Source organism: Anaerococcus octavius (assembly GCF_900445265.1).
GTDB classification, from domain to species: Bacteria; Bacillota; Clostridia; order Tissierellales; family Peptoniphilaceae; genus Anaerococcus; species Anaerococcus octavius.
The window spans coordinates 1,689,830-1,712,513 of record NZ_UFTA01000002.1; the positions used below are offsets into that span (position 1 = coordinate 1,689,830).

Consider the following 22,684-nt stretch of genomic DNA (forward strand, 5'->3'; position numbering starts at 1 on the left):
AATGAAACAATTTGATATTAAGGAAATTGACTTAACCAAATACTTATTTTTCACAGGAAAGGGAGGAGTTGGTAAGACTTCTACTGCCTGTGCTAGTGCAATTAGCCTAGCTGATGAGGGCAATGAAGTTCTATTAATCAGTACTGACCCTGCCTCAAACCTTCAAGATGTCTTTGAGACTGAGCTTGATAATAAGGGTGTAAGGATAGAAGGTGTGGATGGGCTTACTGTTGTAAACCTAGACCCTATAGAAGCTGCTAATGAGTACAAGGAAAGTGTAGTTGGTCCTTACAGAGGACAGCTACCTGATAGTGTAATAGAAAATATGGAGGAGCAATTATCCGGATCTTGTACTGTTGAGATAGCTGCCTTTAATGAATTTTCTAAGTTTATAACTGCTTCAGACCTTAAAGATAAATATGATTATATAATATTTGATACTGCGCCAACTGGCCATACCTTAAGGATGCTCCAACTTCCTTCTGCTTGGACGAGCTTTATCAGCGAAAGTACTCACGGAGCTTCATGCCTAGGTCAATTATCAGGTCTAGAAGATGAGAAAGAAACATACAAGTTTGCTGTAGATACCTTAGCTGATGGTAAGCTTACAAGCTTAATATTAGTTGCAAGACCTGAGGAAACTCCTCTTCTTGAAGCAAATAGAGCCTCTGCTGAACTATCAGAACTAGGTATTAACAATCAAATTCTTATCATAAACGGTCTTTTAAGTGGCCATGATGATGAAGTTTCTGAAGCTTTCTATAAAAAACAAGAAGAGTCCCTAGACAAGATGCCAGAAGGTATTAAGGATCTTGAAACATACTTTATCCCACTTAGGGGATACAACTTAAATAGTATCGAAAATCTAAGATCACTTCTGATTGAAGATAAGGAATATACTAGTGATGTGGATATTAATATAAATGAAAGCACAAGCCTAAAAGATGTAGTAGATGACTTATATAAGAATGAGAAAAAAGTTATCTTTACCATGGGAAAAGGTGGTGTAGGTAAGACCACATTAGCATCTGCTATTGCTAAGGGACTTCGAGATAAGGGAGAGAAGGTCCATCTAACTACAACCGATCCTGCCAACCATTTGACTGGTATGATTGAAGAAGATGACTTATTAACTATAAGCCATATAGATGAAGAAGAAGAGCTTAAAAAATACCAAGAAGAAGTTTTAGAAAATGCTAAAAAAACTATGTCTGATGATGACTTGGAATATGTAAAAGAAGATTTAAGATCACCATGTACTCAAGAGATTGCTGTATTTAGAGCCTTTGCAGATGTGGTGGATAAGGCTGATAGTGAAGTTGTTGTTATAGATACAGCCCCAACAGGCCACACACTTCTGCTCCTAGACTCTACAGAAAGCTACAACCAAGAGATAGAAAAAAACCAAGGTAATGTTCCAGAATCAGCAAAGAAACTTCTACCTAGATTAAAAAATAGTGATGAAACAGAAGTGCTAATTGTAACACTTGCAGAGCCTACTCCTTTCTATGAGTCTGTAAGACTTGAAGAAGACCTAAAAAGAGCGGGAATTTATAGTAAGTGGTGGATTATAAACTCATCCATATACAAAACTGGTTCTACTAACAAGACCCTAGAAGCTAAGGCTAATAGTGAGCTAGAATGGATAAATAAGGTTGACGAGCGCACAGATGGTAACTTCACAATAATCCCATGGTCTAGTGACCAAATCAAAGGATCTAATTTAGATAAATTAATTAAGTAGGTATATATGACAGAAAAAACAAAAGTTGCATTTATATGCGTACACAATTCTTGCAGGTCTCAGATAGCTGAGGCCCTTGGCAAGAAGTTTGCAGGAGAAAAAATAGATTTTTACTCTGCAGGAACTGAGCTTGTAGATCAGATAAACCAAGATGCAGTAAGACTTATGAAAGAAATGCACGGGATTGATATGGAAGAAAGCCAGTATTCCAAACTTATAGATGACCTGCCAGAGGTAGACTATGTCATCTCTATGGGTTGCAATGTGGTATGCCCAATACTTCCTTTCAAGCACAAAAAGTATGACTGGGGGATAGAAGACCCTACTGGTAAGTCTGATGAAGAGTTTATCAAAGTAATAGATGAAATCGAAGGAAAATTAAAGGACTTAATCAGTGAAATAGATGAGGAGTTTGCTAGATGAAAAAACAACAAGATATAAGCTTTTTTGAGCGAAACCTTACGTTCTGGGTCTTGATATGCATGGCTATAGGTGTTTTAATCGGACGCTTCATACCTGCTATTCCAGAGGCTTTGGGAGAGTTTGAGTTTTACAATGTATCTATCCCAACAACCATACTTCTTTGGATTATGATTTATCCAATGATGCTAAAGATTGACTTTAACAGTATAAAAAATATTAAGAATAATCCTAAGGGTTTATTTATAACATGGATTGCCAACTGGATTATCAAACCCTTTACTATGTACCTTATAGCTAAGCTATTTTTCTTTGGAATTTATAAAAATATTATTAACGAAAATCTAGCATCAGAATATCTAGCAGGTGCAGTATTATTAGGTGCTGCCCCATGTACAGCCATGGTTTTTGTTTGGAGTAAGCTAACAAGAGGGGATAGTGCCTATACCCTAGTTCAAGTGGCTAGTAATGATTTGATCTTGCTATTGGCCTATATACCAATAGTAAGCTTTTTATTAAAGAGGGGCAATATCAATATACCTTGGGGAACCCTACTTTTATCCATACTATTGTTTATAGTAGTTCCTCTTATCCTAAGTATCATTACTAGAAGGTATGTGATAAAAAATAAGGGTGAAGATTACTTAAATAATGTATTTATCCCATCATTTGATAAGTATACTATGGTTGGATTATTACTAACTTTAATAATTATATTTTCATTCCAAGGGATGAAAATTATCGACCAACCTCTAGATATTGCTCTTATAGCAGTACCACTTATACTTCAAACCTTTCTTATATTTGCTATAACCTTTGGCATGGCATATCTTGCAAAGCTACCTTATTCTATAGCTGCTCCATGCGGCATGATAGGAGCATCTAACTTCTTTGAATTAGCTGTAGCTGTTGCTATCTCACTATTTGGACTATCATCTGGTGCAACACTTGCAACAGTGGTAGGAGTTTTGGTAGAGGTACCAGTCATGCTACTCTTAGTAAGAATTGCAAACTCAATGGAATATAAGTTTAACAGATAATTGTATAAGTATTTTTTAAAAATTATAATAAAAAATCAGCCTATATATTAAGATGACCCCATAAAGTTTAATCTAATAGCAGAGTTAGTGTTAAAGCTTACTCTGCTATTTTTTTGTTCTTTTCCACCCCTAGGGCTGGGATTTTTTAAGAAGTAATCCTGCTTTATCTTTGACTTATTAGCATATAGTAGAAAGGTTTTTTATAATTTATGTGGCATATGTACTAGCAATTTTTTATATATAATAGCAAGCAAATGCTAAGAGTAATTATTAGTTGATTGAAGTTTTTCTTAAAGTACATGATTGTTTTATAAATACTTGCCAGATTCTACTATCTTATTCTCCCCAAAATTCTTTAGCTATTTCTTGGCCTTGGTCAATTTTTGCCCATTGCTCATCTACTGTAAGTTCATTTCCTTCATCACATGATGCAAAGCCGCATTGGTGGGATAAGTAGAGTCTATCTTTGTCTATTACCTCGCTTGCTTTTTCTAGGAGATCTAGGACTCTTTTTTCATCATCTAGGGTGTTTGTCTTACTTGATAAAAGTCCTAGGACTATTTCGTTGTCTTTGTCTTTGAATACTTCTAAAGCCTCGATAGATCCTGCTCTTTCGTCATCCCATTCTAGGTAGAACCTGTCGTAATGTTGCTTATCTAGGAATAGGTGGGCTATGGATTCGTAGCTTCCATCACTCATTGACCTTGATTCGTAGTTACCACGGCAGTTGTGGGCGTAAACTTTTAGTCCCAGATCGTGGCCGTAGTCTATAACTTCGTTGTTTAAGTCTATGAATTTGTGGGCTAGTTCTTCGTGGTGTTCTTGCTTTTGTTTGTCTGAAGTAAATGAGAAGTCGTTGTTATCATCAGAGAATAGCTCCCATAGGCAGTCATCAAGTTGAATGATTTCTCCGCCTGCTTCCTTGTATTCTTTGATAAAGTCCTTGTATGAAGCTACTAGGTCTTTGGCAAATTCTTCTTCTTTACCAGTATAATATCCATCATCTATGCCTATAAACAGTGTTAGCTCTCCATAGATATGGGATGGAGATGGGATAGTTAGCTTAGTTTGTGTATCCCCTGCAAGTTCTTTTAGTCTTTTGAAGTGGTCTATGAATGGGTGGTTTTTACCGTTTAGCTTATCTACTATTTTGATACCGATATCTTTTCTAGTTTCGTATTTTTCTTCTTTGCCATCCTTATCTCTAAAGAAATATCCATTATCTGCAATATATCTTTCTGCACCATTTAGTCCCCACACAAAGTCTAGGTGCCATAGGGATTTTGAAAATTCTCCATCAGTGATTTCTACAAGATCATGGTCTTTTTGTGCTTCTACTACTTCTTTTACTGCTTCATCTTCTGTTTCTTTGTATCCATCGAGATCTTCATAAAATGGATAGGTGATGTCTTCTCTTTTTCTTATTTCGTCTTTAAATTCTAATAGTTCCTTTGGTCTTAGTAACGATCCTACTGTTAAAAATCTTTTGCTCATGGTTTGCTCCTTTATTTTTGTATTTTTAGAAATAAAACGCCTATGGCAAAATTAAAAAAGACCCCGTCCTTATAAAGGACGAGGTCTCTCGTGTTACCACCTTAATTTTATATCAATCTCACAATTAATAACTCATCAGGTACAAATTTATACCCTATCGCTGTAACGTGCGCACACGGATTGTCTTAAATATTCGGACAACCAACTTAGAGGCCATTTTCAGTTTTTCTTTACACGACTATTCTCACCAACCATAGTCTCTCTGGGCTGCTCCAAAAAACTTACTTTTCTCATCAACATTTTTATTTCTTATTTTCATTATAGGGGGTAGTTTTGGATTTGTCAAATATAATTTTTTGTTCTTCTTTAGCTTTGGAAAAGAATTTTACAACATGCTCTAGCAAAGCAAAAGCCAATTTCCTAAGCTAGAATAGTTATGGGTATTGGGGTCAATAGTTGATTTTTTATGATATAATCTAATCAATCAGATTATCAGGGGGTTTTTGTGTTTTTTACTATTTTGATGTATATATTGCCTGTGACTATGTTGTTCATTGGCTTGATGGAGCTTGTGCTGGCTAAGAAGTCTATTAGATTTATGGGTTTTAGGACTGATTTGTCTATGGCAAGTCCTGAAAATTGGGAGTTTGCCAATTCTTATTCTGGCAAGCTTTCTATTATATTTGGGGCTATCCTTTTGCTTATTACTATCATTGCTGACTTAAAACTTGATTTTGAGGCTTTGAGTGATGCTACTGTGCTATTGGTTGTCCTCATTGAACTGATGGCTCTTGCCTTGGTGACTTTCCTTACTAATCGTAAGCTACAAAAGTTTGTAGCGGAAAATGCTCACAGGGATAAATTTATTAAAAATAATTACAAATAAAAACCGGAAATCTTGCTTCCGGTTTTTGTGAGGGTATTTTTAGTTTCTCATTAGATAGTTAAAGGCACCAAGGGCTGCTGTTGCACCGCTTCCTGCTGCTATTACTATTTGTTTAAAGAGGCTTGTTGTTGCATCTCCTGCAGCATATACACCTTCTAGACTTGTAGATCCGTCTGGGTTTACTTTTATTTCTCCCCTATCTGTTAGTTCTACATCACTTTCTTCTAGCCATTCTGTATTTGGCACTAGACCTACTTGGATGAAGCAACCAGCAACATCTATGCTGTGTTCTTCGTTTGTTTCTCTATCTGTGTATTCTAGTCTTTCTAGTTTACTATCTCCATAGAGTCCTGTTGTTTGTGCGTTTTTGATAACTGTTACATTATCTAAGCTGTTTAGCTTATCTTGAAGGACTTGGTCTGCCTTAAGTTCTGGTAAGAATTCTAGAACTGTAACATGGTCTACCATTCCAGCAAGGTCAATTGCAGCTTCGATTCCTGAGTTTCCTCCACCGATTACTGCTACTGGTTTGCCCTTAAATAATGGTCCATCACAGTGGGTACAGTATGCTACACCCTTGTTTCTAAATTCTGTCTCACCAGGGATACCAATTAGTCTCCATCTAGCACCTGTTGCTATTACAACTGTACGAGCTTTAAGAACTGCACCATTGTCAAGTTCTACTTCTACTAGTCTTAGGTCATTTGAAGAGTTTTCTGCTTCACGAACATCACTTGCTAGTGCTCCTGTCATCACATCTACTCCAAGTGCTGTAACTTGTTCATTCATGTTTGCCATGAAGTCTGGACCTTCTGTGTATTTGAATCCTGGGATATTTTCTATACCAAGAGTTTCTACTACTTGTCCACCAAATTCGCTTGCAACAAGTCCTGTGCTTATACCCTTACGAGCTGCATAGATAGATGCTGTAGCTGCTGCTGGACCACCACCTATGATTAGGACATCGTAAGCTGCCTTATCAGAAAAGTCATCAGATGTTTTCTTTGATCCTATTAGTTCAAGAAGGGAATCCATAGTTTGTTTGCCACCTTCAAGGAATTCTCCTTCCTTAAAGATAGCTGGAACTGCTAGTACATCACGGCTTTCAGCTACATCTTGGAACATAGATCCTTCTATCATAGTGTGGTTGATATTTGGATTTAATACTGCCATAATGTTGAATGATTGAACTACTTCTGGGCAGTTGTGGCAAGAAAGTGAAACGATTGTTTCAAAATCTCCGCCATCGATTGACTCTATTCTTTTTTTAGTAGCCTCATCTACCTTTGGTTCTATACCACCTGCTTGAAGCATAGCTAGGGCAAATGATGCAAATTCGTGGCCTAGTGGCACTCCTGCAAAGACAATCCTACCGTGGTCAAAGTCACCTTTTATTTCAAATGAAGGTGTGTAGGTCAATTCTTTTTCTTCTACTTTTATCTTATCTGATAATTCTGCTACTTCTTCTACAAATTCTCTTACTTTATTAGAATTTTCATCTTGGCTAACAGAAAGCCCAATAGTGACTTCTGTTTTTAACATGTCAAGATATTGGGCTAACTGTTGCTTTAAATTATTTTCTAGCATCTATTTAGTTTTCCTTTTTATCTTATAGTTTACCTACAAGGTCAAGACCTGGAGTTAGTACTTCATCGCCTTCTTCTTGCCATTTTGCAGGACAAGCTTCACCTGGGTGTTCTGCAACATATTTAGCAGCTTTGATTTTATCAATATTTACAGCTGCTTTACGACCTATACCATCAGCGTTGATTTCTACTGTTTGGATAATATTATCTGGATCTACCACAAATGTTGCTCTTAATGCTTTTCCTGAATCATCAAGGATATCTAATTCTCTTGCCAATTCTTTATTTGAGTCAGAAATCATTGTGTATTGTAATTTGCTAATTCTTTCTGAATTATCATGCCAAGCTTTGTGGACAAAGTGTGTATCAACTGATACTGAGTAAACTTCTGCACCTAGGTCTTTTAAAGCTTCGTAGTTATCTTGCATATCTTCTAGTTCTGTTGGGCAAACAAAGGTAAAGTCTGCTGGGTAGAAGATAAGTACTTTCCAGTTTCCTTTTAGATTTTCGCTAGAAACTGTTGTAAATTCGTCTTTTGCTGGGTTGTATGCTTCAAGTTCAAATTCTGGTAGTGTTTTACCTATAAATGCCATAAATGATTCTCCTTTTTAAATGCTATTTACTATAAAGTTACTAACCTTTATATGAATATTATAATCATTCTAATATAAAAGTCAACATAAATTTATTGGTAATTGTAATTTGCTTTCAGTAGATATATTACCCAAATACTAGAAAACTATTGATAAATATAAATCCTTGTTTTTAGCGAAAGATCTGTACAAAAGATTTTAAAAAATATATACTTAATATAAGTATATATCTTAATTATAGTTGAATAAGAGTATTAAATATTTCGAATAATTATGATAAAATATTACCTAGTAAAAGCCTATAGTTTATTTTGATAAATTGCTAAATTGATTAAAAAACATTGATTAAACAAATGAGGAATTATGAAAAAAGTTAAAAAGACCAATGTATGTGTAAAAGCCATTGAGCTAGGAAAATGCAGTGATCTTGAAAAAGATCTTATTAAAATAGGATTAATTGTAAAGCACGATGGCTATTATGAAGTCTACTCGGCAGAAACGTCGACTTTTGGAGAGATCGCAAAGGATGGAGATTTTGTAAAAATTGATAAGGCAAATAATCCTTATCCAAACTCTCGTCAAAGATTTTTAAACTATCACAGGCACCGGGATGGTTATAATTATGAGCAGTTTCCACTTATTTTATGGAGCTGGCAGTATGGAGATGATGAGGATGATGTTATAAAATATTTGCTAGATAATGGCAAGCTTACAATAAATCCAGATTCTGATGTTGCCTTTTATAAGGCAGAATTATGGGAAACAACCCTGAGGGCCAAGAAAAATGACATTATACTAATATATAATGTCAAAAGAGCAGGAAAAGAAATTATAGATGTCGATTTTAACTTTATCGATAAAATCGAGTTTGACCAAACTTACGAATACATTAATTAAGGGGCATATATGGAAAATACAATAGTTTCTGGAGAAACCATCATTATTGAAACTAATGAGTTTGAATGGCAAAAAAATATCAGTTCAGGTGAATATCTTGATATTGAATCTATAGAAATTGGTGTAAATAACACTATTGCTCTAAGAAAAAAAATTCCTTTTTATAAGTATATATTAAACTATTTGCTCATTAGCTACTACAAAGAACTTGACTTTAGCCAAGATAAAATAGGTGATAAGGCAGCAGAAATATTTACAGCTATAGAAAATGAAGACAAAAATCAAGATTTTGAAAAAATAGTAGATCTTGTAGTAGAACTTTTTAGGCAGAAAAATTTATATCCTCATGGAAGTAAAAGTGAGGTATATGGTTCTTTAGAATATGATAAAGATGATAGGAAAATTTGGAAAAAAACTCAAATTAGAAAAGATCTCAAAGCATCTATAATTAGTAGAGATAAGATGTTTATATATGGTTTTGGTCTAGGTATGAATTTATCAGAGCTAGAGGTTTTTCTGATGAAGGCTTTAGAAGAAACAGGGCTTAATATTTGGGATAAAAAAGAAGCCTTAATTTATATTGCCTTAAAACACTTTCCAGATAATCCTATCAATTTTTTTATAAAAGCTCATCATATTTACCAAACAGGTGAGATACCTTTAGCAAAAATAGAAAAAAAAGATACAAATCTAAATACAACTATCTTGCAGAATTCTTTGGATGACTATCTAAATGAATATCGCAATATGCAAGAAGTAGATGATGAAGTTATTCAGAATATAATTTCCTACCACAAGGACTTGGTTAGCGAAAATACCAATAGAACTATAAAAAGCGAGTTTATTTCTACTTTTTATGATGTAGAAGAAAAGCTAGACTATGAGATAGCTGGATTTTCTAATGTAAAATATGGCAATACTGATGATATGACACAAAATGCAGATTATTTTTCTAGGGGACCGGTAAAAATATTTTATAAGTCTGATGAGGATATAGTTATAGACAGAGACAAGGCTTTTGTATTTAAGTCCGAAAAATCGGGAGAAAGTAAAATCTATTATCCAGAAAAAACCTATACATTAGAAAAAAATCCTCAAGGTGACCAAAAAGAAATTGTCCTAAGAAGTGATGATTACACCTACAAAGATGAAGTGCCAATCCTAGGATCTGGAGAAGAATATAGTGACTTTGTCTACCAAAATGATATAGCTGGCATTGAAAAAATAGAGCAAGATTCTATTTATATTTCAGAAAAGAAAATATCTTCAGTATTATCATATCTTTACAATGAAGATGCTATAATTTCAAACGAAGATGTGACCTTGCCAGAAGAACAAATTAAGGCCTTGGACGACTTATTAAAAGAAACAAAAATTAAGCATGAAAATTTAAATGCTATTATAGAAAAGAATAAAATATCACAAATTACTAGATCTAGATTAATTACCTTATATTTTTTAGACTTCGTTTTAGAAAATGAGGACATATGGTTTGATAAATTGTCTACTCCAGTCAAAAGAAAGAGAAATTATTTGATTTTTATGGACTATAAATTGAGAAATTCTAGGCTCTATGAATACAACATTTCAAATCCTTATGAAGAAACCTTATTAAAACTAGTAGTTTACGATGAACCAATAGATGCTTTTCGTGACCTGTGGGCCAAGTATCTACTAAATATAGGAGATTAAAAAGAAATGAAAAATTTCAAGACTCAAGAAGAATATATCAGTTATATAAAAGAAAATGATCACAAAAGATCCTCCCTATCAGAAGAAAAATACAAATAAAAAATGATAGAGGAGAGCTAAAATACCAGATAGAAGTTGGAAAACTTGTTGGGGCTGGTGCATCCTGCTTAGCCTATGAAGTTATAGTAGATGACTTTTATCCTCCAAAGAAAAATATGATTTTAAAAGAATTTTTCCCAAATTATAAACAAGAGGAAATAACAGGAACAAGAGACAATAATAATCCTATAAACTTACATTTGATAATATAGGCAATTTATATGCAGATTGGAAAATAGACCAGGTCTATGAATTTTATAATAAAGCTATGGTGAAAACTTAGCTACTTGTTATACAAATTTAGCTAATCTCTATTTTATGCTATAAATATGCATAAGGAATTGATAAAAAAATATAACGATGATGATAATATTGAGAAATTATTAATTATTTTTAATAACTTAGCCTGCCAGCAAGTAGACTTAAACTATAGCTTAGAAAAACAGAAGACTTATATTTGGAAGTTATAGAATTAATCAAAATTTTAAAAGATCCTTATAAAAAGCACAAGAAAACTGCTATAATCTACAATAATTTAGCCAATCTATATTTGATTAAAAATAAAAATTATGCCTTATGCGAAGATTGATATTTAAAATCTATAGATCTAACTAGATGGGTTATAAATTACCACAATTCAGTATAAAATAAAGAAAGACTTATGATAACATACAATAATCTAGCAGAGCTCTATAGGTTATGGGGTAAGGAAGAAAAAGCAAAAGAGTACCTATACCTAACTGTAAAAACAGCTCAAGCCATAGATTATAAAAACAACAAAGAAAATATTAATAAATTCATATATAAGCATGAAAATTTCTAAAACAATGTCAGATAGATTTTTCTAGCATTTTTTGCAATAAATGATAACCTATCCTAAGTCAATAAAACTTAACAAAATAATTTAACCAGATTAAGAAAAATCTTACTTCTTAGTCTGGTGTTTTTTTGTCTAAAACAAAGTATTTAAGGTATTTATTAGTAAAAAATAATAAGTGAATTTCAAAAAAAACTAAGCTCTTAGTCCCCTTTTATAATGTAATTAAGATAAAGGTGATAGGAATTATAGCATAAGCTAAGAAATAAAAAAGTGAATTTCAAAAAAAATTGAGCTACAAATTGCCACCTATAATATAGACATAATAAAGAACAAAAAAACAAAACAAAAACATAAACAAAAATTTTATTGAAAGGGGATTACGATGAAAAAACAATTTAAAGCCTTAGCATTAGTACTAGCAATATTAGCAACAACAGGATGCGGATCAGACCAAGCAAAAGTATCAAAAGAAACAAAAGCTGGACAAGCTGAAGTTGTTCAAACAAAAGAAACAAAAGAAACAAAAGAAACAAAAGTAGCAAATGTATCTACACCAAAATCAGGTGCAATAAAAGTTGAAGAAAAAGATAATAGAAATTACCTTATACCACAAACACTTGAACTAAAAGAACAAGATAAAAAAGAAGATAACAAAAAAGAAGAAGTGGCTGAAGAAATAGAAGATGAAGCAAATAAAGAAGTTGTACTAGCAAAAGAAACAGCTATTCAACAAGTTCCACAAGAAGAAGTTGAACAGGCAATCGAACAAGAAGTTCAACAAGCTCCACAAGAAGAAATAGAACAAGCAATTGAACAAGAAGTCCAACAAGCCCCACAAGAAGAAATAGAGCAAACAATTGAACAAGAAGTTCAAGAAGAGATAGAACAACCGATAGAAGAAGTTGAAGAACAAATTGAACTAGCAGAAGCAGCAACTTATGAAAATGCTGTAGTATCAGCTCCTGCAGCAAAAAAAGAAGTGGCAGTAGCTTCTCCAAAAGAAGAAGATGTAGAAGAAAATATAGTAGAAGCTGACAATGTATCAAACGGACTAACAATTACTAGTCCATCAGCAGAAGAAGTAAAAGCTTACTGGTCAAACTATGAATCAAAAGCAACAGACACTATAGATTACTACGGACTTAATCTTATCAATCCAGAAAGTAAAGAAGCTTTTGCAAGCATGCCAAATGCTGACTTAAACAAATTTAATCTTGGAGCAGTTTCAAATACAGCTCAAGAAGATGCTCTTCATATTGTAAATACAGCAAGATTTGCATCAGGCATCAAAAACGAACTAACAGTAGGCAAAAAACAAGCACAATTTGCTCAAGCAGCCTCAATGGTAAACAGATTAAATCTACAAGTTGACCACTTCCCAGGACTACCAGCAGGAGCTAATTCTGACCTAGTAAAATATGATAATGCTACAATTGGAGCAGCTAATTCAAACTTATCATCAGGTTTTAACCTACTTGATTCAGTATTAGAATACTTAAAAGATGATCTAGGAGATGAAAATCAAGCAGAAGTTGGACACAGAAGATGGGTACTAAATCCACAAGTAAGCCAAGTTGGATTAGGTCAAGCAGATGAATTTAATGCAATGTTTGTAAACAATGACAACTACGCTGGAGAAAACGCAAATACAGTTTACGCTTATCCAGGCGAAACAGCAATCAGCGAATTTTACTCAGAAGGATCAAGCTTATCACTAATGTTTGGTGAAAACTTTGACCTAACAAACGCTCAAGTTGAAGTAAAAGATCTTGAGACAGGAGAAGTAAATAAAGAATCACACGTAGATGAAAGCTTTAAAGGAAATGTTAAAGCAATTACATTTGGATATGGCATGAACTACCAAGCTGGTACAAAATTACAAGTAAAAGTAACAGGCGTTACAAAAAACGGACAAGATTATCCAGTAGAATACACAATCAACTACATGTCAATAAGATAATAATTAATAAATAAATCAAACCCCTTTAATATTGAATATATGTTTTTGTTTGCCCCATCTTGGGGCTTTTTGTTTGCTTAAAATCCAGAAAATAGATTAATATATCTAAATAAACTCATTATTAAAAAGTATAAGATAGCTGATTTATATAAGTAAAAGCTAGTTAGTTAGTATAATAATTATACAAAGCAACCTTTATTCTATACTTTTACTTATCTAAGTTTTTTTTAGAAAAATAAAAAACAATAACCATAACAATCAGTTGTACAAGCACTGATTTTAGATAATCATAATTTATTTGCTTATCTCTAATAAAGAAATAAATTAGAATTAATAAAGTTACTATTATATAAGCTAAAAAAAACTTTTTTACTTTATCCATACTATCTCCTTTATTTAATTTAATTATATTAAAATTTATGGATGGTTAAAACCCGCATTTTTGTGGATATATATTGATTATATGTAATATAAAAAAGATAAAATAGGTTATTTAGGTTTTCAAAGGAGTATAAAAAAGCAGAGGACTTAGCTTAGCCTCTGCATTAATGAATTAAATTTTAATATACAAAGATAATGTTTATTGTAAATCTAATACATCTACAATTTTTTCTTTTAATTTCTTACTATCTTCAAAAGGATTTTCACTATCCATAATAGCTCTTACCACTGATACACCAGATGCGCCGGAATTTTTTAGGATATCTATATTATCATAATTAAGGCCACCTATAGCTACTGTTGGGATTTTTATATTGTCATTTATTTCTTTTAGGGTTTCTACACTTGTCCTAGTTGTCTTGACATGGGTTTTGGTTTCAAAGATAGCTCCTACTCCTAGATAATCAGCTCCTTTTTTTTCTTCAGCGATTGCCCAGTCTAGATTTTTGGCAGTTGATCCTACTATTTTATCAGTTCCTAATATCCTTCTTGCATCGGCTACATCCATATCCTCATTACCCAGATGAACGCCATCTAGGTCAGCTGCAAGGGCTATGTCTACCCTATCATCTACTAAAAGAGGCACATTATAAGAGTGGCATAGTTCTTTTAGTTTTTTTGCTATTTCTATGACTTCACGGGCTGGGGCGGTTTTTTCTCTAAGTTGGACTAGGCTTACTCCACCATTTAAGGACTCTTCTACTGTCTTAAAAAATTCTTCATCGGTTAATTTATCTCTATTTGTAACTAGGTATAAGCTTAGGTCAAAGTTTTTCATATATGATTCTCTCCTCAATTGTTTTGCTATCTATAAGGGAAATTTGATCTAATAGTGATAGTTTAAAAGAAGCCATTCCCTTATCTTTTATGGCAAGTTCTGCTGCTATATTTAATATACTTATGGCAAGGACTATGGCACTTAAATTCTCTTCAAAAGAATAGCTTGCTGCTATGATGCCACCTAGGATACACCCTGTTCCAGTGACTTTTGGTAAAAGTGGGCTGCCATTTTTTAAAAGTAAAGTTTCTTTTTCATCGCAAATTATATCTTCTTTGCCAGTAGCCACAACTATTATGTTATACATTGTAGAAAGTTTTTGACAAACTTTTATAATTTCTTCTTTATTTATATTTTTAGAATCGACTCCAGTAGTGGATAAATTATTGTGATAGATAGAATATATTTCACTATAATTACCTTTTAAAACACTGATAGGATAGTTTTTCAGGTAATAATTTACAGTTTCTAGTCTAACTTTACTCGCAGATGCCCCTACTGGATCTAGAATAATAGGTACATTATTCTCTTTCGCAGATTTTAAAGCTTCCCTTATACTTATTAATTTATTTTCGTTTATAGTTCCAAGATTTACTAAAAGGGTGTGGGAGTTTTTTGTTATTTCATAAACTTCTTTGTAATATTCTGCTAAAAAGGGAGCTTGATTAAGGCTTAAAAGCACATTTGCCATATCATTTGAAGCTAAAGGACTTACAATGGCATGGATGGTATGAGTATTTTCTTTCATTTGATCAAAAATATAATCAAGGTTAATCATTTAATGACTCCTTCATTTTAGCGAGGCTTCCATTTTTTTCTAAAGCTTTTAATAAAATGTAAGCAATAGATGAACCAATTATTGTTGCTATAACAAAGCTTGGTGTAAATGTAAATAAGGCAACTTTGCTATCTCCTGCTACAAACTTCATAACTGGAAAGGAAATCATAGAACCAATTATCCCTGTGCCTATAACTTCACCTAGACAAGCCGCAATAAAAGTATTGTATTTTTTGTATAAAATACCAGATAAAAATGCACCAAAAACAGCTCCAGTTAGGGCAAGTGGAGAAATACCCATTAGACTCATACGAATCAAACCAATCATAGTTGCACAGGCGAGCGAATAATATGGACCTAATAAAACTGAGCAAACTACATTTATAAAATGCTGCATAGGAGCAAAACCATGAACCCTAAGTATCGGGGAAATAACTACACCGATTGCCACAAGCATAGCAAGTAAGACAAATTTACGTAATTTTTTTGAATTTTGCATTAGAAACTCCTTTAAAACGAAGCTAAAAAGTGAGAAAAAATCCCTACGCTAGCATTATCCAGATCAGGTTTGTGGGTATGATCTCAGCTAATTTAGCACCCCAGTAACGATATTATTAAATATACTATAACACATTAGCAAAAAAATAGTAAATAAAAAACCACCACAACTTAGTGATGGTCTTTGATGGGTGAAATCCTTTAAGATTCCATGAGTTAAACAGCGAAAGTATAAACTTTCTAACTTATTATAACATATGCTAAGCTTTTGTAAAGCTTTAATTTCTGCTATTTTAAACGATTTTCGGGTAATATTTTATAAGGAGAAATAAAAAAAGAAGGAATAAGATGAAAATATTAGTAGCAATAGACTCAATAAAAAATTATGAGAATTCAATAGAAATTGGAAATATATTTAAAGAAGAGTTGGGGAAAAATGCAGATATTATTCCATTTTTAGATGGGGGAGAAGGTACAGTTGAGGCCATGCAAGGACTTTTAGATGGAGAGTATCATTATGTAAATGTCCACAATCCAAAAAATGAGGTGATTACAGCAAGATATATTATAAAAGAAAAATATGCTGTAATGGAAATGGCACAATCATCAGGACTTCGCTTATTATACCGAGATGACCTTGATGTGATGAATTCATCATCACTTGGCTTTGGAGAAATGCTAGTAAATGGACTGGATGCTGGAGCAAATTCATTTTTTATAGGCATTGGAGATACTGCCACAAACGACCTAGGTATGGGCATGCTTTATGCTCTAGGTGTAAGGTTTTTTGATAAAGATGGCAATGAACTAAACCCAGTTGCCAAAAATATGGCAGAGGTAGAAGATATTGATATTTCAAATCTAGACCATAGGATTTTAAAAAAGTACATAGTAATTGCAACCAGCTCTGATACAACGCTTTTTGGGGATAATTCCTTCTTGGAAAGCAGGATTTATAGAAAAGGAGCTTCTGATGAAGATATTGCCTTTTTGTATAAGGGTTCTAAAAATTTCAAGGCAAAAATAGAACAAACTCTCGGCATAGATCCAGTTGATTTGCCATCTTTAGGATCTGGTGGAGGTGTTGCATGGGCCTTATATACTTTCTTTAAAACAAAAATTACCAAATCAATGGACTTGGTTTTAGAAAAATTTAACTTTGATCAGATGATAAAAAATTATGATGTTCTTATCCTAGGAGAAAATGTAGATCAATTTGATGCTATGAGTTCTATAAATGTAGCAAATGTAGCTAAGTCTTATAATGAAAATCTCAATATAATTTTTTTGGAAGATAGAGATGGTAAAAAAATAGGACAAAGAGAATGTTTTGATAAGATTTATAGCTACCATATATCAGATGATTTTGACCGTGACCAGATGAAAGATGCTATAAGAGCTCTAGCTAAAGATATTGGTCAAAACTACTTCAGCAGATAAAAATGTAAAAGAAAGTATAATAAGCTTATGAATAATTTAAGAAATTTAGGATCAAGCAGAGTAACAAGTATCTTACTTGTTGTAAACATCTTAGTTTTTGCAATTATGACCTTGGCTGGAGGCAGCCAAAATATTTCAAATCTTGTTAGATTTGGAGCTGTGGTTAAGGATCGTATTGCATATGGAGAATGGTGGAGACTTTTTACTGCTAGCTTTATCCATATAGGATTTATGCATATTTTACTTAATATGTACTTTTTATATCAAATAGGGCCTGTTTTTGAAAAGCTATATGGCAGTCGCAATTTCCTAATTATATATCTTTTAGCAGGAATAATGGGAAATCTGCTTACTTTTGCTTTTGGTAGTCCATCTACAGTTAGTGCAGGAGCTTCTACTTCCCTTTATGGACTTTTTGGCTTGGCCATTGGCATAATGCTGAATTATAAGGGAGATAGTATGCTCTCAAGTTTTGGTGCAAGCTTTTTATCTGTGATTGCAATAAACATTGTATATTCATTGATTAACCCAAGTATTGGTTTGCTTGGCCACTTGGGAGGTTTGCTAGCTGGAGTGATCTTAGCTGGTATTTTCCCAGTAATAAATCGTAGCCTGCCTACTAGTACTCAAGTAATAAGCGCTTCAGCCTACATTATATTAGCTATTCTTTTTGTAAGAATAGGCTTAAAAACTGTGGTATAGCTTATGAAAAAAAAGTTTTTTTTAATACTAAGTTTGGGTCTGTTATTAACATCCTGTGATTTTCAAGCTAGGGATGAATTTGAAAAGCAATTAGCAGCAGATGAAAAAAAAGTTGATAAAGACTTCAAAATGCCAGATATAAGCTACGAAAAAGCAGGAGAAGAGTCAAGCACAAATAATGATAATAAAACAGATGAAAAATTAGATTTAACTAATTTGTATGGATCTGGTAAAGCTGGAACAAATTTAAATCCAGCTGATGCCGTAGGAAATATAATTGATACAAGTATTGGTGAAAGCCAAATAGGTATCTCACTCCGCCCATCTAGTCAAGTAGCTGGTGCATATTCTACAATTTTGTCATATAAAAGAAATAATGAACTAACAGAAAGGGAATTTGGACCGATTGCAGGTATAAATGGCTTAAATACTGTAGTGACTTTTGATAAAGTCAGTTCTGATTCTGGTCCTATGCTTTTGGTTAGCCAAGTTACAATAAATAACGGAGAAACTTATAGTGCTTATTATATTTTTAATAAATTTATGAGCCTTATGGATTATCTGGTATTTAGAACATCTACAAATGACACAACACCAACTGTAGAAAGACTTGATGATATTGTAGAATATACTGACCAAGCTATACCAGGTGATCTAAATAAAGCTATCAAAAATAGAATGGAAGCTGAGGATAGATACCTACCATCTTTACTAGATGTATATGGCATAAATTATAAATCGGTAAAAAGTCTTTATGAAAATAAAGAAATGGATATAGGCTATTTGCCAGATATAACAGGTAAAGATAGGATATTGCTAACTAAAACCACAACTAGCACTGATAATATGGGCATGAATATAGATATGGAAAAGTAAGGAGCAATAATGAAAAGAAGTGAAATAGATGAAAACTTAAAGTGGGATACCTCTTTAATATATAAAGAAGATGATGAGTACTATAAAGAAATAGAAGAAATAAAAAAACTTGCTGACGATCTTACAAAATATAAGGGCAAAATAACAGAAAATACTGATAATCTTTTAAATTTCCTAAAAGATTATGAAAAACTTATGAGAAAATTTTCTAAGGCTGCAGTATATGGACACTTAAAATCAGATGAAGATACATCTGATAGCACCTACCAACAAATGAATCAAACCTCAACCATAGCTGGAGCAGAAGTTTCTGAAAAATTATCTTTCATTACACCAGAAATATTATCTGCTGACTATGAGGATATCAAAAAAATGCTAGCTGAAAAAGAAGAATTAAAGATTTATGAGCATTATTTTGAGGATCTATTTAGAAGCAAGACCCATGTTTTAAGTGAAGATCAAGAAAAAATATTAGCAAGTTATTCAAAATTAGCACAAAATTCAGTTTCTACTTATATGATTTTCTCAAATGCTGATATTAATTTCCCCTCTGTAGAAAAAGATGGCAAAGAAGTAGAACTCACAGATGCTAATTTTACAAGTCTAGAAGAAGATAAAGACCGTGATTTTAGAAAAAGAGTTTATGAAACTTATTATGGAATTTATAAACAATTTGAAAATACAGCGGCATCTTTGCTTGATGGAGAATTCACCAGCCATAATATAGAAGCGAAACTTAGAAAATATGACTCAGCTAGGCAAATGAGCCTTGCTTCCAATAATTTAGATGAAGAAATATATGACAATCTCCTAGAAGTAGTCCATGATAATATGGATATACACAGGGATTACACCACCCTTAGAAAAGAATTTTTAGGTGTAGATGATCTAGGTTTCCATGATATTTATGTTCCACTTGTAAAAGATTATGAAAGAAAAATCGGATTTGAAGAAGCTCGTGATATAGTTTTAGAAGCAATTAAGCCTCTTGGTGAAGAATATGTAGAGGTAGCTCGTAAAGGATTTGAGCAAAGATGGTTTGATGTAATGCCAAATGAAGGTAAGAGATCAGGTGCTTATTCATCAGGATCATATGATACTCAACCATATATTTTATTAAATCACACAAATAATATTGATGATGTATTTACAATCGCCCATGAGCTTGGTCACTCTATGCATTCCTACTATACAAGAAAAACTCAACCATTTATTTACGGTGCATATTCAATATTCCTTGCAGAAATTGCATCAACAACCAATGAGCTACTACTTTTAGATTACATGCTAAAAAATAGTGAGAGTGATGCAGAAACTGCATATTTATTAAACTATTTTGTAAATCAATTTAAATCAACTGTATTTAGACAAACAATGTTTGCAGAATTTGAACACGAAGTAAATAAATTAGTTGCAGAAGGAGAGCCTATCCCTGCAGCTAGGCTTGATCAAATTTATGGAGATTTAAACCGTGATTACTTTGGAGAGGATATAGAAGTTGACGAATATATTTCTGTAGAATGGTCAAGGATCCCACACTTTTATATGTTCTACTATGTATTCCAATATGCAACAGGATTTATGTCAGCTGTAGCACTTAGCCAAAAAATCTTAAATGGTAGTGATGAAGATAGAAAAGCTTATATAAATTATCTAAAAGCAGGAGAAAGTGAATATCCAATCGATGTTCTTAAAAAAGCTGGTGTTGATATGACAAATAAAGATGCTATGCAAAAGGCAATGGATGTAGCACGCGAAGCTCTAGAGGATTTAAGAAAAACTATAATGTAGCAAAATAAAAAAGAGTAGATTAATTTCTACTCTTTTTTTATTTGAAATTTATTTTTTTAACCAATGCCACCATAAACTATGCCAAGTATTAGAGCAAGTAAGCTTAGGGAACAATAAATATATTTTCCAATAGGGTAAAACCAGGATCCTAAAGCTTTTTTGCGCCCCTTATTTACTTCGTTAATAGCCAAATTTTTATCTAGAACCCAAAAGAACATAATACCAGCTAAGAATGCACCTAATGGAGCTATAACTATAGAAACAATATCCATCCATGGACCAACTATGGCTTGGATAAAAATAGCAACTATAATGCCAATACCATTTATAATAAAAGCTGAGAATTTACGGCTAATATTAAATTTTTCTTTGACATAAGCAACTGGAGCTTCATATAAATTTATTATTGATGAAAAGCCAGCAAAAAGAACTGCAATATAAAAGAATATCATTAGTATTTGTCCAGATTTTATCTGGTTAAAAACATTTACTAGATACATAAACATCAGTCCAGGTCCACCCTCTGTAAGATCTGCATTGCCAATAGCCATAGCAGGAATTATTACAAAACTTGCTAAAAGAGCAGATAAGGTATCAAAAAAAGCTATATTTTTTGCTGAAGATGGGATATCTTCATTTTTTGGCAAGTATGAACCATATATTACAGAACCATTGCCTGCTATAGATAGGGAAAAGAATGCTTGACCAAAAGCGAAAATCCATAATTTTATATCAGATAAATATGAAGAATCTAGGCTAAAAATATATTTGTAGCCAGAATATGCTTTTGGATCCATAGCTATGTATATGGCAAGACCTAGTAGCAAAATAAATAAAATTGGCATGAGGATTTTATTTGCTCTTTCTATTCCTTTTGCAATGCCAAAAGACATAATTACCATAGAGCAAAGTCCAGCAACTATAATCCAAAAGTTATTAGCAAATTTACCGGCAGTTTGGTTAAAAGTAGCACCTATTAGATAAAAGTCATCGGCAAGATCTGTCAATGTACCATTTATGGCAAGGAAATTGTACCTAAAAATCCAACCCATAACTACTGTGTAGCCTATAGCTAGGGCAAGCGAACCTAAAACAGGAATCAATCCCAGTTTTTTTCCTATATTTTCATTTCCTTTTCTAGCAGTAGCAAAGCCAAAAGCATGGACTGGCCCAGAACCAGTTAGCCTGCCTAGGGAAAATTCTTCTATTACTCCTGTAGAAGCAATTAAAATTACAAATAGAAAATAAGGCAATAAAAAACTCATTCCTCCAAAAAGAGATACCATAACTGGAAAACGCCATATATTGCCCATACCTACTGCTGAGCCAATGGAGGCTAAAGTAAATCCTAATTTACTGGTAAAACCGTCATTTTTATTGATTTTTTCATTAATTTTATTATTTGAGTCCATAACACTTCCTTAATGCTTTTTATGGTATTATATCAGATAAAAAGCAAAAGCTTAATTAGATTTGTAAAATTTCCTTAATATAAGCCTTGTTTTTGTTTATAATGAAAATCACCGGGTAATAAAACTAATGGCTAGCCAAGGCAAACAATGAAACTAATAATGAAGATACAATAAGGAAAGGAAGCATTGTGAAAAATTTTAAAAAAGTTGTCGGAAAAGCTAACATAGCCTTAGCATCTTTAGCATTAGGAATAGGAATGGTACTTCCAAGTCATTCGTCTTATGCAGATGGAGGTCATAGTACAGGTGAATGTGTAGCAGGTGTTGTAGGAGAAGGCGCAGCTGGTGGACTTGCTGGTACATATACAGGTTTTAAAATAGGCACAGCAACTGGACACCCTGGAATTGGTTCAGCTATTGGTGGAGCTATTGGAGTAATCGGTGGAGGAAGCAAAGGAGCTGCAGATCACTGTTTCTAATTAGCTTTTATGAAAATAAGGAGATCTTATGAAACAAGAGACCTTATATTCACCAAAAATATTAATAATAGGGATAATTTTTTTAATAGCAAAATATCTGTTAGATTTTAAATTATCTGGTAGTTTATCGGTTAGAACATATTTTGACCGCAACTACTTTTTTATTATTGCCGTTTTATTTTATGTGATAGACTACATAAGCTACAAAAAAATATTAAACATAATGAAATAAGAATTAATAAGGAGCTATGCAGATAG

At 32.9% G+C, this 22,684-nt stretch carries 21 protein-coding genes, 1 riboswitch and 1 other annotated feature; of the genes, 13 read left to right on the plus strand and 8 right to left on the minus strand.

All coding sequences use genetic code 11. The annotated features are described in order from the left end of the window. Position 1 precedes the first annotated feature (1 nt). The 3 genes from arsA to arsB are packed head-to-tail and all read left to right on the plus strand — an operon-like array spanning position 2 to position 3,204. Positions 2-1,744, plus strand: a complete 1,743-nt coding sequence (gene arsA / locus DY249_RS08150; RefSeq protein ID WP_115595822.1) for an arsenical pump-driving ATPase — start codon at positions 2-4, stop codon at positions 1,742-1,744. A gap of 6 nt (positions 1,745-1,750) precedes the next feature. Further along, entirely contained in the window at positions 1,751-2,167 is a 417-nt protein-coding gene (locus DY249_RS08155) for an arsenate reductase ArsC (protein ID WP_115595823.1), read from the plus strand. Then, positions 2,164-3,204, plus strand: coding sequence for an ACR3 family arsenite efflux transporter (gene arsB / locus DY249_RS08160; RefSeq protein ID WP_115595824.1), 1,041 nt, complete (start codon positions 2,164-2,166; stop codon positions 3,202-3,204). Before DY249_RS08155 ends, arsB begins: the two co-directional genes overlap by 4 nt. 336 nt (positions 3,205-3,540) lie before the next feature. Here the strand turns inward: arsB and DY249_RS08165 are convergent, their stop codons facing one another. Next, the gene (locus tag DY249_RS08165; RefSeq protein WP_115595825.1) at positions 3,541-4,698 is read right to left on the minus strand and encodes a cobalamin-independent methionine synthase II family protein; all 1,158 of its coding nucleotides are present in this window, start codon (positions 4,696-4,698) and stop codon (positions 3,541-3,543) included. A gap of 71 nt (positions 4,699-4,769) precedes the next feature. Further along, positions 4,770-5,004, minus strand: a binding site (T-box leader). Positions 5,005-5,203: 199 nt separating this feature from the next. Here DY249_RS08165 and DY249_RS08170 point away from each other — a divergent pair. Continuing rightward, a complete protein-coding gene (locus tag DY249_RS08170; protein WP_115595826.1) occupies positions 5,204-5,584 on the plus strand; it encodes an SdpI family protein in 381 nt (126 codons plus the stop codon). A 39-nt stretch (positions 5,585-5,623) separates the two neighbouring features. On the opposite strand, the gene ahpF is transcribed toward DY249_RS08170, so the two are convergent. Then, the gene (ahpF, locus tag DY249_RS08175) at positions 5,624-7,171 is read right to left on the minus strand and encodes an alkyl hydroperoxide reductase subunit F (protein ID WP_115595827.1); all 1,548 of its coding nucleotides are present in this window, start codon (positions 7,169-7,171) and stop codon (positions 5,624-5,626) included. A gap of 22 nt (positions 7,172-7,193) precedes the next feature. Then, entirely contained in the window at positions 7,194-7,763 is a 570-nt protein-coding gene (gene ahpC, locus DY249_RS08180) for an alkyl hydroperoxide reductase subunit C (protein WP_101539787.1), read from the minus strand. Between the two features lie 363 nt (positions 7,764-8,126). On the opposite strand from ahpC, the gene DY249_RS08185 reads away from it, so the two are divergent. From DY249_RS08185 to DY249_RS08195, 4 genes are all read left to right on the plus strand, one after another. After that, positions 8,127-8,660, plus strand: coding sequence for a hypothetical protein (locus DY249_RS08185; RefSeq protein WP_101539788.1), 534 nt, complete (start codon positions 8,127-8,129; stop codon positions 8,658-8,660). A 9-nt stretch (positions 8,661-8,669) separates the two neighbouring features. Beyond that, positions 8,670-10,352, plus strand: coding sequence for a hypothetical protein (locus tag DY249_RS08190; RefSeq protein WP_115595828.1), 1,683 nt, complete (start codon positions 8,670-8,672; stop codon positions 10,350-10,352). 760 nt (positions 10,353-11,112) lie between these two features. Then, entirely contained in the window at positions 11,113-11,274 is a 162-nt protein-coding gene (locus DY249_RS09200) for a hypothetical protein (RefSeq protein WP_172540085.1), read from the plus strand. A 379-nt stretch (positions 11,275-11,653) separates the two neighbouring features. Continuing rightward, on the plus strand, positions 11,654-13,231 hold the full coding sequence (locus tag DY249_RS08195) for a hypothetical protein (RefSeq protein WP_147291909.1): 1,578 nt from the start codon (positions 11,654-11,656) through the stop codon (positions 13,229-13,231). 208 nt (positions 13,232-13,439) lie between these two features. Here the strand turns inward: DY249_RS08195 and DY249_RS09205 are convergent, their stop codons facing one another. The 4 genes from DY249_RS09205 to thiW all read right to left on the minus strand — a co-directional run bounded on the left by DY249_RS09205 (position 13,440) and on the right by thiW (position 15,727). Further along, entirely contained in the window at positions 13,440-13,613 is a 174-nt protein-coding gene (locus DY249_RS09205; protein WP_172540086.1) for a hypothetical protein, read from the minus strand. A gap of 198 nt (positions 13,614-13,811) precedes the next feature. Beyond that, positions 13,812-14,450, minus strand: coding sequence for a thiamine phosphate synthase (gene thiE / locus DY249_RS08200; RefSeq protein ID WP_115595830.1), 639 nt, complete (start codon positions 14,448-14,450; stop codon positions 13,812-13,814). Further along, a complete protein-coding gene (gene thiM / locus DY249_RS08205) occupies positions 14,437-15,228 on the minus strand; it encodes a hydroxyethylthiazole kinase (RefSeq protein WP_115595831.1) in 792 nt (263 codons plus the stop codon). The genes thiE and thiM overlap by 14 nt, the downstream gene beginning before the upstream one ends. Next, positions 15,221-15,727: an energy coupling factor transporter S component ThiW gene (gene thiW, locus DY249_RS08210; protein ID WP_115595832.1), complete on the minus strand. Its 507-nt coding sequence runs from the start codon at positions 15,725-15,727 to the stop codon at positions 15,221-15,223. Before thiW ends, thiM begins: the two co-directional genes overlap by 8 nt. A 23-nt stretch (positions 15,728-15,750) precedes the next feature. Next, positions 15,751-15,840: riboswitch (TPP riboswitch) on the minus strand. A 234-nt stretch (positions 15,841-16,074) separates the two neighbouring features. Here thiW and DY249_RS08215 point away from each other — a divergent pair. The 4 genes from DY249_RS08215 to pepF are packed head-to-tail and all read left to right on the plus strand — an operon-like array spanning position 16,075 to position 20,535. Further along, entirely contained in the window at positions 16,075-17,166 is a 1,092-nt protein-coding gene (locus DY249_RS08215) for a glycerate kinase (RefSeq protein ID WP_115595833.1), read from the plus strand. Between the two features lie 27 nt (positions 17,167-17,193). Continuing rightward, complete coding sequence (locus DY249_RS08220; protein ID WP_101539795.1) at positions 17,194-17,868, plus strand: rhomboid family intramembrane serine protease; 675 nt, start codon at positions 17,194-17,196, stop codon at positions 17,866-17,868. A 3-nt stretch (positions 17,869-17,871) separates the two neighbouring features. After that, positions 17,872-18,744, plus strand: coding sequence for a hypothetical protein (locus DY249_RS08225; protein WP_115595834.1), 873 nt, complete (start codon positions 17,872-17,874; stop codon positions 18,742-18,744). A 9-nt stretch (positions 18,745-18,753) separates the two neighbouring features. Next, the gene (gene pepF / locus DY249_RS08230) at positions 18,754-20,535 is read left to right on the plus strand and encodes an oligoendopeptidase F (protein ID WP_115595835.1); all 1,782 of its coding nucleotides are present in this window, start codon (positions 18,754-18,756) and stop codon (positions 20,533-20,535) included. 56 nt (positions 20,536-20,591) lie between these two features. Here pepF and DY249_RS08235 read toward each other — a convergent pair whose 3' ends face one another. Continuing rightward, positions 20,592-21,929, minus strand: coding sequence for a sodium-dependent transporter (locus DY249_RS08235; RefSeq protein ID WP_218565065.1), 1,338 nt, complete (start codon positions 21,927-21,929; stop codon positions 20,592-20,594). 206 nt (positions 21,930-22,135) lie between these two features. On the opposite strand from DY249_RS08235, the gene DY249_RS08240 reads away from it, so the two are divergent. Then, on the plus strand, positions 22,136-22,426 hold the full coding sequence (locus tag DY249_RS08240) for a hypothetical protein (protein WP_218565049.1): 291 nt from the start codon (positions 22,136-22,138) through the stop codon (positions 22,424-22,426). The last annotated feature ends 258 nt before the right edge of the window (positions 22,427-22,684 follow it).